Source organism: Cronbergia sp. UHCC 0137 (genome assembly GCF_034932285.1).
In the GTDB taxonomy this organism is placed as follows: Bacteria; Cyanobacteriota; Cyanobacteriia; order Cyanobacteriales; family Nostocaceae; genus Cronbergia.
Map to the genome: position 1 here is coordinate 1 of NZ_JAYGHC010000005.1, position 15,018 is coordinate 15,018.

Genomic DNA, 15,018 nt, shown 5'->3' on the forward strand with positions numbered 1-15,018 from the left:
GTTAGTGATGCTGGAGATACAACTGCAAACAACGGCACATTAACCAGCACCAACTTAACAGGATTGGGGATGACAGTAGGTATTACATATAGTCAAACCGAAATCTTGAATATCCAACTTGGTTCAGGTGCAGACAACTTCACTATTGAAAACACCCACACAAATCAAACCAACCTGAATACTGCTGCCGGTGATGATACAGTTCGCATCAAAACCATTGATGGAGTAACGACTGTAAATACAGAAACAGAAAACGACAATATTCTGGTTACAGACGACAACAACACAGTCAATAACATAGCCGACCAATTAACCCTAGATGGAGGAACAGGAACAAATATCCTGACAGTTGACGACTCCAACGATACCACAGCCAACACAGGTACATTAACCAGCACCAACCTGACAGGATTGGGAATGGCTGGAACGATTAACTACAAAGGATTCCAAACTCTAGACATTCAACTAGGAAGCGGTGACGATAATTTCACAATTAATAGCACCACCCCAGATGTAAGCAAGCTAGTAATGATCAATGCGGCTGCTGGTAATGACAACATAGAAGTAACCAACATCAACGGCTTAGATCAGCTAGTCCTCTTAGGAGGAGAAGGAGACGACACAATCACCATCCAACAATCTACCAACACCCACACAACCATCCTGGGAGATAGTGGCACAATCCAACACAGCAACGGACTCCTGAATCAAGTCACCAGCGATGCAGGTAATGGCCACGACACCATTAATCTGAACGGTGGCATAAACACAGTCATAGCCGGACTAGGTAACGACACAATCACAGCCAACAATGGTAGCCGTAGCAGTAGCAGTAGCGATATAGACGTAATTTTTACAGACGAAGCAGACTTAATTATTACAGCCGACGGTCACGAAATTACCTCCATTAACCCCAATAACGGCGGCAACGACACCGTACAAGCCACAGATAGTCCAGAGAAAATAGTAGTAGGTGGTATCGGTGACGACATCATCATCACAGGCACAGGCAACGACCTGATTGCTGGAGGTAACGCCCGCATCCGTCGCATCTTTAACGGAATTTGGAACAACCTGATTAACTTCATCTCTGGTACAGGTACAGATAACGACACCATTAGAGGTGGAGAGGGTAACGACACAATCTACGGTCAAACAGGTAATGATACTCTCTTCGGAGAAGGTGGAAATGACTGGTTACGCGGTGATGAAGGAGGCGATTACATAGATGGTGGTACAGGAATTGACCGTATCAGCTACGACAACTCCACCAACGGCACAGTAGTCAACATCGACAGCATCAACAGTTATCAAGGCACAGGAGGCATTACCCACACCTCAGAAATGCAGGACACACCTCTAGTTACCAACCTCGAACCAGTCTTCTTTATCCCCAACAACACCGCCCAAGATGGTTTCAATACCTACGACTTACTAGCCAACCTAGAAAACATCACTGGTTCAAACTTCGACGACATCCTGATTGGTAACGAACTCGATAACCAAATCGAAGGTTTAGCAGGTGACGATATCCTCATTGGTAACGCCGGAAATGACAATTTGGAAGGCAACGAGGGAATAGATACCGTTAGCTACCGCCGCGATCGCAATGGAGTCATTGCTGATTTGTCTATCGAAACAGCTACCGATGGCTTTGGAAATACTGACAGCTTGACCAACATCGAAAACCTAATTGGTAGTGCCTTCGACGACATCCTCATCGGTAACGAACTCGCCAACCGCATTTACGGTGGAGCAGGCAACGACATCATTGAAGGTAGAGCAGGCAACGATGAACTCTACGGTGAAGACGGCAACGACATTCTCAAAGGAGAAGATGGAGACGACTTTTTGGTAGGTGGTCGTGGCATTGGCACAGGCATTACCGACCAGATGGATGGAGGAGCAGGCAATGACACAGTTTCCTACTACACAGCCAATAGTGGGGTAACTGCTGATTTGAGTCGGGGAATAGGCACATTAGGAGAAGCCTTGGGCGATCGCTTCACCAGTGTAGAAAACCTAGAAGGGTCAGAATACAGAGACACCCTCACAGGAGATAATAACGCCAACATCCTCTCTGGACTAGGAGGAGATGACAAACTCTACGGACTAGATGGAGACGATAGAATCTATGGTGGAGACGGTAACGATATCATGACCTCCACTGGTGGTAACACAATCATGGATGGAGGTACAGGCATCAACAGTATTACAGCCACAGGCAACGGCAACAACACCATCTACGGTAGCGAAGGCAACGATACAATTACCACAGGTTCAGGTGATGATATCATCTACGCTGGAGAAGGAACTAACGTCGTCAACGCCGGAGAAGGGAACAACACAATCTACGGTGGTAACGGCAAAAACACCATCACCACAGGTTCAGGCGTTGATATTATTAGAGTTGGAGATGGAAATAACATCATCAATGCCGGAGCAGGAGATAATGAAATTTACGCAGGTGACGGTAGCAATAGCATCGTTACTACTACAGGAGATGACTACATCGAAACCGGCGATGGTAACAACACAATTAATGCGGGTTCAGGAGACAATCGAATTTATACTGGCTCTGGCAACGATAGAATTACAACTACATCCGGTAATGACTACATTGATGCTGGAGATGGTTACAACTACATCACCGCAGGGGAAGGCGATAATATAGTTATCGGTGGTTCAGGAAGAGACGATATCTTTACAGGTAGTGGGGATGATCTAATTGAAGCAGGTGACGGAGATAACAATATCTTCTCAGGTGCGGGTAATGACCGAATCATAACAGGTTCAGGAATTGACCAAATCAATGCAGGTGAAGGTAATAACTATATAGACAGTGGAGATGGCAGCGACCGAATTACCACAGGTCATGGTAACAATACCATTTATGCCAATGAAGGTCATAATACCATTAGAACAGGTAATGGTCATAACATGATTACTGCTGGTAATGGCAGAAATAACATTACTACCGGTTCTGGTATTGATATTATCGAAGTTGGAGATGGAGACAACATCATTAATGCTGGTAATGGATTGAACAGAATTACCACTGGCAATGGCAGCAATAGTATTATTACTGGTGTTGATCGAGATATCATTGTCGCTGGAAATGGTAATAACACAATTAATGCCGGCAATGGTGATAATCACATTACTACAGGTAGCGGTAATGATAGAATTACTACTGGTAGTGGTAATGATGTAATTGTAGCGGGTCATGGTTATAACTACATCACGGCTGGGGATGGTGATAATCACATTACTGGTGGTGATGGACGTGATGACATCTTCGCTGGTAGCGGTAACGATACTATAATTGCTGGCAATGGTGACAATATTATTAATGCTGGCAATGGTCATAACACCATTACTTCTGGCTCAGGCATTGATAGCATTACTTCTGGAACTGGTAACGATACCATTAATGCCGGAGATGGTAACAACATCGTCAATGCTGGTAGTGGCGATAATGAAGTGATTACTGGTTCTGGTAATGACAGAATTACTACTGACTCTGGTAATGATTTTATTTACTATGGAGATGGTTCTGATGTGATTAATGCCGGTGCTGGTGTTAATGATATTAAAAAGTTCAAGCCACAAGTGGAAGAATAGACATTTCCATTAAAGAAAGTAGAGACGTTTCATGAAACGTCTCTACAAGGGTTTTATACTTCTCAAGGTCACAATTTGAGCTTTTGTTTAAAGGGTATATAGGGATGTAAAAACGCAAGTTATGAACTTCTTTAGTATATCTCCCACATATTTAATTTTTACCAGATGTCTAATAATTACAACTTCGTCCCACACTCAGCACAGAAGTTATGACTAGGTGGATTTTTTGTCCCACAATGGCTACAATAAACTGGCTCAAAATTGTTACTTGGCGCTGGTTTAGGTAAACCAAACATTTGGGCATTGCTCTTGCCAGGAGCTACCATGGGATAACAATTTTCGTCTCTGGTAACTTGAGCATTCACTACTACAGGTCCATTGTGAGCCAACATTTCGGCAATTTTATCAGCTAATTCATCTCGGCTACTAATTACCATCCCCTTAATTCCGTAAGCCTTAGCCAAAAATTCAATATCTGGCATCCCTACTTCCATGTTTGAAGATGAATAGCGTTCACCATAAAAGGCTTGCTGCCATTGACGTACCATTCCTTGCCAACCGTTATTGATAATTACAGTCTTGACATTTATTCCATATTGTGCAAGAGTTCCCAACTCCTGTAAACACATTTGGAAACTAGCATCACCACTAATACAAATAACTTCTTCATCAGGGAAAGCCACCTTGACACCCATGGCCGCAGGTACACCAAAACCCATGGTTCCCAAACCGGCGCTAGAAATCCAACGTCTCGGACCATTTTTGAGAAATTGTGCCGCCCACATTTGATGTTGTCCAACATCTGTAGTGTAGAATGCGTTAGGCGCTTGACGACCGATTTCCACAATCACTTCTTGGGGTGAAATACTGTCGGCATGATGAGGTACAATTAGGGGATAATCTTGTCGCCAACGGTTAATTAAATTTAACCATTCTTGATTTTGGTTAGGTTTAACTTTAGTAGTTGAGTTTTGACATCGACGCAGCAAGTCAGTTAATACATTCTTTACATCCCCCACAATAGGAACTTCAGGAACGCGGTTTTTACCAACTTCAGCCGGATCAATATCAATGTGAATAACCTTAGCGTGGGAGGCAAATTCGTCTAATTTACCTGTTACCCGGTCATCAAATCTTGCCCCAACGCAAATTAGTAAATCACAATCTGTCACCGCAAAGTTAGCGTAGGCTGTGCCGTGCATTCCCAACATACCCAAAGATAGGGGGTGATGTTCATCGAATGCACCTATCCCCATTAAGGTTGTAGTGACGGGGATGTTAAATAATTCTGCCAGTTCTTTGACTTCTGCGTGGGCATTGGCAGCGATCGCTCCTCCCCCAACATACAACAATGGACGGCGACTGTCTCTAATTAATTGAATGGCAGCGTTAATTTGTCGGGGATTCCCCTTCACCGTCGGACGATATCCCCGTAACTTGACTGAACCTGGTTCTACAGGCACATAATCAAATTCTTCTAAAGCCACATCCTTGGGAACATCAATTAACACAGGTCCGGGTCTACCTGTACTGGCAATGTGGAAGGCTTCAGCCACAATTCGCGCCATATCTTGAGGATCCCGCACTACATAGGAATGTTTAACAACAGGTAAGGTAATTCCATAAATATCCGTTTCTTGGAACGCATCTGTACCAATTGCTGCCCGTGGAACTTGTCCCGTTACCACAATCATGGGAATGGAGTCCATGTAAGCTGTAGCAATACCCGTCACCAAATTAGTCGCCCCTGGACCCGACGTACCAAAGCACACCCCCACCTTACCTGTAGCACGGGCGTAACCATCAGCAGCATGAGACGCGCCTTGTTCATGTCTGACCAGAATATGTTTAATATTGCCAGTTTCTTCTACCTTATACAGGTCGTCATAAATTGGTAAAATAGCCCCACCGGGATAGCCAAAAATATACTCAACACCATGACGACATAGACTATCTAGAAGAGCAAAACCCCCAGATACCCGTTTTGGTGTGACAACTGAGAGACTAGAAACAGGAGAATGGGTCTGATTTTCTGATTGGGGGATACTGATTTGAGAAGGTGATTGTCCCAGTTCGATGCTTTGTGAACGCACGGTTAACCTCTAACTATAACTAAAATTAAGGCGTAGATTATGTATTTAGGATTCTATTTTAAGCTAAAAATCCCATCTAAGCGCGAAATCATCTGAATATTTGGCTAGAATTTTTAACTAAGTAGTCGGACAAAATTAAATTCATTCGTTGAGAGAGGGAACAGCGGTATGGCTAACGCCACGCTTCGCGGTAAGCGTCAGCTATGCCGTTAGGCTTTACGGCTCCGCTCACCGACCAGGAACAGGCTTGCCCTGAGCGCAGTCGAAGGGGAACAGAAAAACCAGTTGTGTAATTAATTCTGTCTCATTACTGACAGTGAGCGATCGCTAGTCAAGAAAACAAGGATCTACTAATTCTTCCTCCTGCCCCCTGCCCCCTGCCCCCTGCCCCCTGCCTTCTACCTCCTTTCCACAACGTACCCGTTAATGGGAGAATACAAAAGTGAAACTATGTTTGCTTTGTATTACCTCTACTAATCAAGGAAATTTTGTGTAATGTGGAAACGAATTGCGTTAATTTTACTCATGGTCTTGAATTTCAGCTTAATTAACCCTGATCTAGCATCTGCTGCTGGACTAAAAAGCTTTGCAGACTCTGGTGATGGTTATCAGTTTTTATATCCTAATGGTTGGTTGCAAGTTAAAGTTGCCAACGGACCTGATGTGGTGTTCCATGATTTAATTGAGGTATCAGAAAATGTCTCTGTAGTAATTAGTCCGGTTCCTGATCAAAAAACTTTGGCTGAATTAGGTACACCAACAGAAGTGGGATATAAATTAGGAAAAGCTGCTCTTGCCCCTACTGGTTCTGGTCGTTCTGCGGAATTAATTAACGCAGTACAAAGAGAATATGATGGTAAAATATACTATTTACTAGAGTATTTAGTACAACTTCCCAATCGGGAAAAGCGACACAATATTTCTAGTGTTGCTGTTAGTCGTGGTAGACTTTTTACCTTTAATGCCTCTGTTCCTGAAAGACGCTGGAAAAAACTTCAGAATACAATTGATCAGATTGTTAGTTCTTTCATAGTGTATTAAGTTAGTTGGTTTTGTAGACATTAGTGGTAAAATGTAAACAAATCCAAAGCAATATTTAAAATCTATGCTGGGGGAGTATTGCCATACTCTCCTGGTTGTAGAACGTCTTGGCTGGCTGCTGACTGTTAAAATTTTATGGATATTCCTCAATTTGTACTGGCCTCTGCTTCTCCTGCCCGTCTTCGTTTACTGCAAACTGTGGGAATTAAACCAATAGTTTGTCCTAGTGATTTTGATGAGTCGCAAATCCAATCCAGTGATCCTGGAAAATTAGTTCAAATTTTAGCTCAATGTAAAGCGGAAACTGTAGCCCCACAATTTCCATCAGCTTTGATCATGGGTTGTGATTCGGTTCTGGCGATTAATGGTCAGATATATGGTAAACCAGGAAATGGGGATGAAGCGATCGCTCGTTGGAATTTGATGCAAAATAACGTTGGTGATTTATATACAGGTCATGTTTTAATTGATAAGTCACAAAAAAGAACTATAGTCAAGTCTCAAGTAACAAAAGTTTACTTTGCCCCCATGAGCGATCGGGCAATTGCAGCTTATGTCAAAACAGGTGAACCCCTCAAATGTGCCGGTGCTTTTGCTTTAGAGGGTTTTGGTAGTTTATTTGTCGAAAAAATCGCTGGGTGTCATAGTAATGTAATTGGTTTGAGTTTACCATTACTGCGGCAAATGTTAGCAGAATTAGGTTATGAAGTCACAGATTTTTGGCAATAGTTGAGTAATTATTCAGGTTAATTTTTACTTAACCACTTGTTTAAATCAGCTTCAGTTTTAAAATCTAATAAAGCTTCTCCTAAATCTTCCAACTGTGTAAAAGATAAATCTTAGATTTGATTTTGGATAGTGGTGTACAAGTAGTGATTTTTAGAACTAAAACTCTTGGTATGTCGTAACCATATCACCACACCTTTACCACTACCGAACAAAGAATCATAAACATCAATTAAGATATTATATTTATAATTCTTAATATAAATAGATAACCTTACTAATTGTAAACTAGATCATACATGACAAAGTTTATATAAGAAATATGTCTTCCACTTCTACTACTTCCCTGCGCGAACAACAACATCCCCTGATTAGGCAACTAGCTGATTGTATTGAGGCAACCTGGGATAAACATCTAGACTTGTCATCATATCACCTACCGGCTGAGTTAGGGTATGTAGAAGGAAGATTAGAAGGTGAAAAACTGATTATTGAAAATCGCTGTTATCAAACACCACAGTTCCGCAAACTGCACTTAGAACTGGCAAAAGTGGGGAATATGTTGGATATTCTGCATTGTGTGATGTTTCCTCGCACAGAATATGATATACCCATGTTTGGGTGTGATTTAGTTGGGGGTAGAGGTCAAATTAGTGCAGCGATCGCTGACTTGTCTCCTGTAAACTTAGATAGAAAATTACCAATAACTTATCAAACAGCCTTAACTGAATTACCAAGTCCCAAATTTTCCCAACCCCGTGAATTACCAGAATGGGGAAATATTTTCTCTGATTTTTGCCTCTTCATTCGTCCTGGTTCCCCAGAAGAAGAAATCATGTTTCTCCAACGTGTCGAGGCATTTTTAGATATTCATTGCCAAAGCGCGATCGCTGCTAGTCCAGTTGCACCAGAAAAAGTTGCCCAAATTTTAGCAGGACAACATAATTATTGTATGAAACAACAACAAAACGATAAAACCCGACGGGTATTAGAAAAAGCCTTTGGTGCAGATTGGGCAGAAAATTATATGACCACAGTTTTATTTGACCTACCACCAAATTAATATATCAGGGTTGCAGATATTTTTTGTGGAGGCTCATTCTTAATCTGAGTTGGGGTAAAAGCAAATTTTGCAGCTTACTGATAGACTTACTACTTGTTTTTGTCTAGTGGAACTAAAATGTAAGCTATTTGATTATTAGGCATATTACCCTTCTGACTACTAGAAGAAGTTTGATCCTCAACTTCACTATTCGCTACATCCACTTTACCTTTGACAACATCGTTAATATCTTGATTTACACTCTTGACAACAATCGCTGTGTCTTTAACAATGTCATTAACCCCCATCGCTGTACTTTTAATGGCATTTATGGTGTTTTGTACAGTGTCATTAATGTCAACAGATGTATGTTTGACAAAATTGCCTACATCTTTAACAGTATCATTGACGCTGACAGCTACATTTTTTATTCCATCCCCTACATCTTTTACGCTTTGATTAAAACTCTCAGCTACATCTTTTACCGTATTTCCTGCGGTTTTTATAGTTTGGTCAACTCTTTTATCTGCACCCTTAATAGTTAAAGCCACAGCTACTCCACCCAATACAGCACCAATCAGTGAGCCAATTGCTATTCTAGCTAATGTATTATTACTGTCTCCACTAGCTGCATCATCAGCTTGATCTAGACGAAGATCAACATTATTCTCATAGTTATCTGTAATGTGCTGATTACTATTCATAAAAGTCTTCTCCTTTGTCCTAAACTAAAAAAGTGATATTTATATTTAGACCTTTTTCATTCAATTCACCGTCATAACTCATAAACTTGAACTTCCTATATTTTCAGGTAGTTTTTAAAGTATAGTGATCTGCAATACTATAGGCAATTAATATTGCAGACCTGGCATTTTCTTTGCACCTCTGCGCGATCGCGTGAGCTTTTCAAGAATATTCTTGGCAACACCAAAGTATTTATGCAAGAACCAGTTGTGTAATTAATTCTGTCTCATGACTTACAATCTCACCCGTCTATTTCTAACAGTCATTCCCAGTGAGTCATTTCTTCTTGACGCGATTCTTCTGTATTAGTTACAGAGATATTTGAATCAATTAAAGGTCTCTGTGTTTGCTCTTGCTCTGAAATATAGGTTGTTCGCATCAGGTCTTGATTTGTGTTATTAATATCATCATTGTTAATCTGTTGATTGTTTGCAGCTACCCCTTGATCTTCAAATAGTCTAGTATTTTGTGCTTTATCCTTTGCTTTGTCTGCTGCACTTTGTACTACATCCAATGCACCCACCGTAGTTTGCCTAACTCCCTCAGTCACATTCTGGGCAATATCCTTCGCTTTGTCTGTTGCACCTTGTACAAGTTCGTTAGCACCTTCCACTGTGTCGGATACACCACCTGTAACTGCTTGAGTAGCACCTTCAACGAAACTCTTTGCTACGTCCCCTAAACCTTTTGCTGTTTGACCAAGACCATAGCCAAGAGTTTTTGATGCGTCACCTAAACCTCTTACAGTATGGTTAAAACCCTGTCCTATTCTTTTACCTGCTAAAGCTCCAGCTAATGACCCCAATGTAGCACCAACTATTCCACCTATGATTGCTCTAGTTAATGCAGAATTGACATCACTATTTTTTGAACCTTCATAGGATTCAGGTTTATTTGTAGGAGTATTTTGAGATGTAGGTACTTGAGCATTTATATTCCTGCTAGTTGAACCAGCATAGGGTTGATCCTGACCTGTTATCGTGTTTTGACCATATTCGGTTCGAGATTTCACAGAACCAGTGTTGATATCAGATGAACCAGGATAAGATCGGCCGATTGTTGCTCGCTCAGTATTTCCACTCTGATTGTTGAATGTCTGCTTGCTTTCAACCATATCAATGGTCTCCTTTTGAGAAATTATTAACACAAAACAGGTGTTATTTATTAAGGCTAATTTAATTTAACAACTAGATTTTGCAAATTAACCATTCTAAAGGAACACATAATTAAATAAATTTACTGTCTAAAGGTAGAATTACTAAACGTTAAAAAAATATCTAGATAAGTAGTCGGACAAAATTAAATTTATTGGTTGAGAGAGGTAACAGGGAACAAATAAGAAACTTTAGTTATGAGTTTAAAACTCAGTCAAAAAAAAGGATGTTTTTACAAGATGGGTAGCACGAAAAAAACAGTGTCATTATTTCAATCTCATGTTTTTAAACATGAGTTTTTTCTGTTCCCTGTTGCCTGTTCCCTGTTCCCTCTGAAAAAACAGCAATTAGAAGATATTGAATAAAATTATTGTTCATTCTGTTCCTGATTTTTCAAGATTAGAAGCAGCCTATTCTAAATTGACCTCATGCGATCGCTCTTGCTGGATTAGGCTTGTGTATGATACTATCCCTCAAAAGATAGATCACTAACTACTCAAATTATGGAACAATAGCTATAGCAACACCTTATATACAGGTGCAACTATGAAAGATCATGATATTAGAATTGTCTCTTTAATTCCTAGTGGTACAGAAATTCTTGCTAGTCTGGGTTTATCTAAATATATTGTAGGGCGATCGCACGAATGTGACTATCCCCCAGAAATCACTAATCTCCCCATTTGTACCACAGCACGCTTAAACAGCAAAGCCTCTAGCAGAGATATTCATGATGGAATTAACAATTTATTACAATCTAGCCTGAGTATATACCAAATTAAAATTGAGGTTCTCGAACAATTACAGCCTACCCACATTATCACCCAAGACCAGTGTGATGTTTGTGCAGCCAGCTTATCAGACGTAGAACAAGCAGTTGGTAAACTCATTCACACAAAACCCGAAATCATCTCCCTACAGCCTCAAACACTCAAAGATGTGTGGGGTGACATTGAACGTATCGGCAACACCTTCCAAGTAGACTCAGTAAAAATACTCGAAAATCTCGAAGCCCGCGTTAAAATTTGTCAGCGTAAACTAGAAGGACTTTCCCTCAAAGAAATGCCTACAGTAGCTTGTATTGAGTGGACTGATCCTTTACTATTTGCTGCAAATTGGATACCTGAATTAGTTAACTTAGCCGGTGGACAAACATTATTTAGTATTATGGGTGGAACTGCTGCTCACTTGCACTGGGAAACGCTAATTACCAGAAATCCTGATATCATTATTCTGATGCCCTGTGGCTTTAATTTACAGCGTACCCAGCAAGAAGCCGAATTATTAACTTACCGTCCAGAATGGGAAACACTTCACGCTGTTAAAGCGGGTAGAGTCTACGTTACCGATGGTAATTCTTACTTTAATCGTCCGGGTCCACGATTGGCTGATTCCTTAGAGATATTAGCAGAGATATTACATCCTGAGATTTTTGATTATGGTTATAAAGGCATCGGTTGGGAATCTTTAAAAGTTGCAAATTTAGCGCAACCAACCGCCAAAAACCGCTAAACCGTAATATTTCCAGGGTACAGCCACAGTTGAAAAACCAGCCGTTGTCAACATTTCTAATTGAATATTTAAAGTTGCAAGTTGATCTTGATTAGAGTAACCTTGAGTTTCTGATTGACCTACTTTAGCGCGAGTTTCAGTAATATTTATTCCCTGTTTATTTCTCCATTCTTCTCTTGCTATTTCGTCAATTTCCTTTAATATTGGTGATTCAGGGAGAGTAGGATCAGCATTCCAAAAACAACCATCAGGATTAAGATTAGCAGCAATTTGTTGATACAATTTAAGCTTCATTTCATCGGTGAGATGATGAATAGCCAGGGATGACACGCAAGCATCAAAATCTGTACCTATTCCCAATTTTTCTGGATAATTTGCCCATTCCCCAAAATCTGCTTCTATCCCAGTCCAGCGTTTTTCATAACCTGCTGTGGTGATTTTAGCTTGGGAAAATTGTATCATTCGCGGGGAATAATCGAGGGCGATAATTTCAGCGTTTGGGTAGCGGTTGAGAATTTTTAAGCTGAGTTCTCCAGTACCACAACCTAATTCTAAAATTCGGTGTGTTTTTTTAGGTAAACAACGGATAATTACTTCTAGCATTTCGTCATAACGAGGTAATATTTGACGAATCCCTGTATCAAAATCGGTAGTGTTGGCGAATACTTCACCGGGGAATATTTGTGGCATATTGGTTATTTTGAGAAGTAATTATTTTTTGCACGCAGAGACGCAGAGACGCAGAGAGTGAGTATAATATTAGGTTGAACTAATAAATCTCTCACGGTTAAGTTATGAATTGTCGTTGGATATCTTCTATTTTAGCATTTTTGCTCACGTTAGTTTTAGCTGGTTGTACTACAGTTAGGACTCAAGAACCGCACACTCAATCTCCAGTTCCAAGGGTTCAGAAAGTTATTGCTCTTTCTTCTCTTTCTGCTGATATTATTGCTTATCTTGATCAAACTAAACTTGTCGGAATTACTGGTAGTCGTTTATTTAAGGATGATCCTAAATTTAAGGATATACCTCGTGTTAGTGAGGGTCAAGGTCTGCCGAGTTTGGAAAAGATTGTGGCTTTAAAGCCAGATTTAGTGATTGGTGCTTCGGGTTTTTCTGATGTCACTTTAAAAAGGCTCGAAGAGTTGAAAATAAGGACATTATCTACTAAGGTAAATAGTTGGCAATCTTTAGAAGATATAACTAAAACACTTGCTGAAGTAATTAATGTAGATCCTCAATCTTTATTAAATCGCTATAAAAGTTTTTTACCGGAGAAGTTAAATCAAACTAATTCGACTTTGGTTTTAGTTAGTCGTCAACCAATTTTAACACCAAATAAGAATAGTTGGGCTGGTGATTTATTAACGAAGTTTGGGATTAAAAATGTAGCTGCTGAATTACAGGGTAACAGTCCCATCGGTGGATATGTAACTCTTTCGGCTGAAAAGGTTTTGGAGGCAAATCCAGATAGTTTAATTGTTGTTAATGCTGAATCGACTCTGTTAGATTCATTGAAAAAGGAAACTTTTTGGCAGCAATTACAAGCTACTAAAAATAACCGGGTTTATGTTTTTGATTATTACGGTTTGGTTAATCCTGGTAGTTTAAATGCTATAGAAAAGGCTTGTCAGCAGTTGAAGGATAATTTATTATAGCAATTTTAATTAGGGGTAATTCATGAATTGCCCCTACAATCAAGTTTATTTTTCAGCTATGGGAACTGTTTTTTGATTCGGGGTATTTCCACTCATTAAACTACGGAAATACAAGCCGCCAATGGTGAATAAAAATACCCCATATCCGACTGCTTGGACGATATAAAGATGATCTCTGTAGCCAAACAAAGATTTTAAAATAATGCCAGGAAAGTTCTTATCAGGGAGAATTTTAGAACTATCCCAAACCATGGGACCTAAGATGCAAGAGTGGACTTTGGTAAAATGTTGGTAATAAAAACAAAGGTTTTCGGAAGCGCGATCGCTCAAGGCTAAATTACCTACTGCATCATCAAAATGTTTCAAGGCAGAAACTACTAAACCAGCGACAATTAAAACCAATAAAACGCCCATCACCTGGAAAAATTGCCGGATATTAATCTTAATCCCCCATTTAAATAATAGTATACCAATTGCTGTTGCTGATGCTAAACCAGCTAAAGCACCTAAAGCGGGTATTAAACCTTGTTGAAAATTGGCTGCAACAAATAAAACTGTTTCAAAACCTTCACGCACAACCGCTACTAAAATTAAACTAAAAACTCCCCAACCTGCATTGGAATTTTTTGTCAGCGCTTCTGCAACTGCTCCCTCAACTTGAGATTTCATAAATCTGGCTTGTTTGGTCATCCAGATTAACATCCAACTCAGCATAACTACTGCTAATACACTAAATACTCCTTCTAATGTTGGCTCAACAACGGAGGTGTATTGAGGGTTAATTTTTTCTAAGATTTGAATTATCCAGGTGAATAAAATGCCGATTAAGACACTGATAATAATCCCAACTGCAACACCTGCATATACCCAAGAGTTAAGTTGAGATTGTTTGGCTTTGTTCAATAATGCTAGAACTATTCCAACTACAAGGGCTGCTTCTACTCCTTCTCGGAGTGTAATTATAAAGGTCGGTAAGGCTGTACTAAAGTTCATAATTATTTAATTTGTTGGTAATTAATCACAATTGTTTGGTTAAGCGGCTTTCAAAAAATAAATTATTCGGATTAACTAACCGCAGAGGCGCAGAGAACGCAGAGGAATGAGGGTTTGAGATATGTTTTGCGTTAGGTGGTTGAGTGTTTTTTTATTTGGAAGTCCCTATTGAGTATTAATTAGATGTTAAGGTAAGTTGCTTTTTTAGTTAAGTAAGGTGCGTCAGAATCTTAGAGGGTGTTTGAAAAGTCTAAATTATTACTTGCCCTGGCGACTAGAAGTCGCGGCTACACAGACAAAACCTGCCTTCGCAGGTTAAAAACCCCTGATTTTGTATTAGTCCACGGAGGTAGACTATCCCTACGGGACGCTAGGCGAACATTTGTGTAGTAGCGTATCCCTTACGGGAGCCGGAGGCTCTATTATATTCG

General features: G+C 40.1%; 11 protein-coding genes and 1 pseudogene. 6 read left to right on the top strand and 6 right to left on the bottom strand.

The window, feature by feature from the left end; genetic code table 11:
• A partial coding sequence (locus VB711_RS03275; RefSeq protein WP_323284266.1) for a calcium-binding protein occupies positions 1–3,624 on the top strand: 3,624 nt, incomplete at its 5' end.
• Between the two features lie 176 nt (positions 3,625–3,800).
• Here VB711_RS03275 and ilvB read toward each other — a convergent pair.
• Complete coding sequence (gene ilvB, locus VB711_RS03280) at positions 3,801–5,675, bottom strand: biosynthetic-type acetolactate synthase large subunit (RefSeq protein ID WP_416233556.1); 1,875 nt, start codon at positions 5,673–5,675, stop codon at positions 3,801–3,803.
• Positions 5,676–6,212: 537 nt separating this feature from the next.
• On the opposite strand from ilvB, the gene psbP reads away from it, so the two are divergent.
• Complete coding sequence (gene psbP, locus VB711_RS03285) at positions 6,213–6,758, top strand: photosystem II reaction center PsbP (RefSeq protein ID WP_323284268.1); 546 nt, start codon at positions 6,213–6,215, stop codon at positions 6,756–6,758.
• Positions 6,759–6,893: 135 nt separating this feature from the next.
• Positions 6,894–7,487 carry a nucleoside triphosphate pyrophosphatase gene (locus VB711_RS03290; protein ID WP_323284269.1) on the top strand — a complete coding sequence of 198 codons (594 nt, stop codon included), beginning with the start codon at positions 6,894–6,896 and terminating at the stop codon, positions 7,485–7,487.
• A 17-nt stretch (positions 7,488–7,504) separates the two neighbouring features.
• Here VB711_RS03290 and VB711_RS03295 read toward each other — a convergent pair.
• A pseudogene (locus VB711_RS03295) lies at positions 7,505–7,582 on the bottom strand (DUF4351 domain-containing protein); the annotation flags it as partial.
• Between the two features lie 224 nt (positions 7,583–7,806).
• On the opposite strand from VB711_RS03295, the gene VB711_RS03300 reads away from it, so the two are divergent.
• Positions 7,807–8,547 (top strand): phycocyanobilin:ferredoxin oxidoreductase, encoded by a 741-nt coding sequence (locus VB711_RS03300; RefSeq protein WP_323284270.1) that lies wholly within the window; start codon positions 7,807–7,809, stop codon positions 8,545–8,547.
• A gap of 89 nt (positions 8,548–8,636) precedes the next feature.
• Here VB711_RS03300 and VB711_RS03305 read toward each other — a convergent pair whose 3' ends face one another.
• Positions 8,637–9,230, bottom strand: a complete 594-nt coding sequence (locus VB711_RS03305; RefSeq protein WP_323284271.1) for a hypothetical protein — start codon at positions 9,228–9,230, stop codon at positions 8,637–8,639.
• A 302-nt stretch (positions 9,231–9,532) separates the two neighbouring features.
• A complete protein-coding gene (locus VB711_RS03310) occupies positions 9,533–10,384 on the bottom strand; it encodes a hypothetical protein (protein WP_323284272.1) in 852 nt (283 codons plus the stop codon).
• Positions 10,385–10,970: 586 nt separating this feature from the next.
• Between VB711_RS03310 and VB711_RS03315 the strand changes: the two genes are divergently transcribed.
• The gene (locus VB711_RS03315) at positions 10,971–11,936 is read left to right on the top strand and encodes a cobalamin-binding protein (protein ID WP_323284273.1); all 966 of its coding nucleotides are present in this window, start codon (positions 10,971–10,973) and stop codon (positions 11,934–11,936) included.
• Here the strand turns inward: VB711_RS03315 and VB711_RS03320 are convergent.
• A complete protein-coding gene (locus tag VB711_RS03320) occupies positions 11,907–12,626 on the bottom strand; it encodes a class I SAM-dependent methyltransferase (RefSeq protein WP_323284274.1) in 720 nt (239 codons plus the stop codon). The two genes, VB711_RS03315 and VB711_RS03320, sit on opposite strands and share 30 nt — an antisense overlap.
• Positions 12,627–12,730: 104 nt before the next feature.
• Here VB711_RS03320 and VB711_RS03325 point away from each other — a divergent pair, with 104 nt between their 5' ends.
• On the top strand, positions 12,731–13,594 hold the full coding sequence (locus VB711_RS03325; protein ID WP_323284275.1) for an ABC transporter substrate-binding protein: 864 nt from the start codon (positions 12,731–12,733) through the stop codon (positions 13,592–13,594).
• Positions 13,595–13,639: 45 nt separating this feature from the next.
• On the opposite strand, the gene VB711_RS03330 is transcribed toward VB711_RS03325, so the two are convergent.
• Entirely contained in the window at positions 13,640–14,587 is a 948-nt protein-coding gene (locus tag VB711_RS03330; RefSeq protein ID WP_323284276.1) for an FTR1 family protein, read from the bottom strand.
• Positions 14,588–15,018 lie beyond the last annotated feature (431 nt).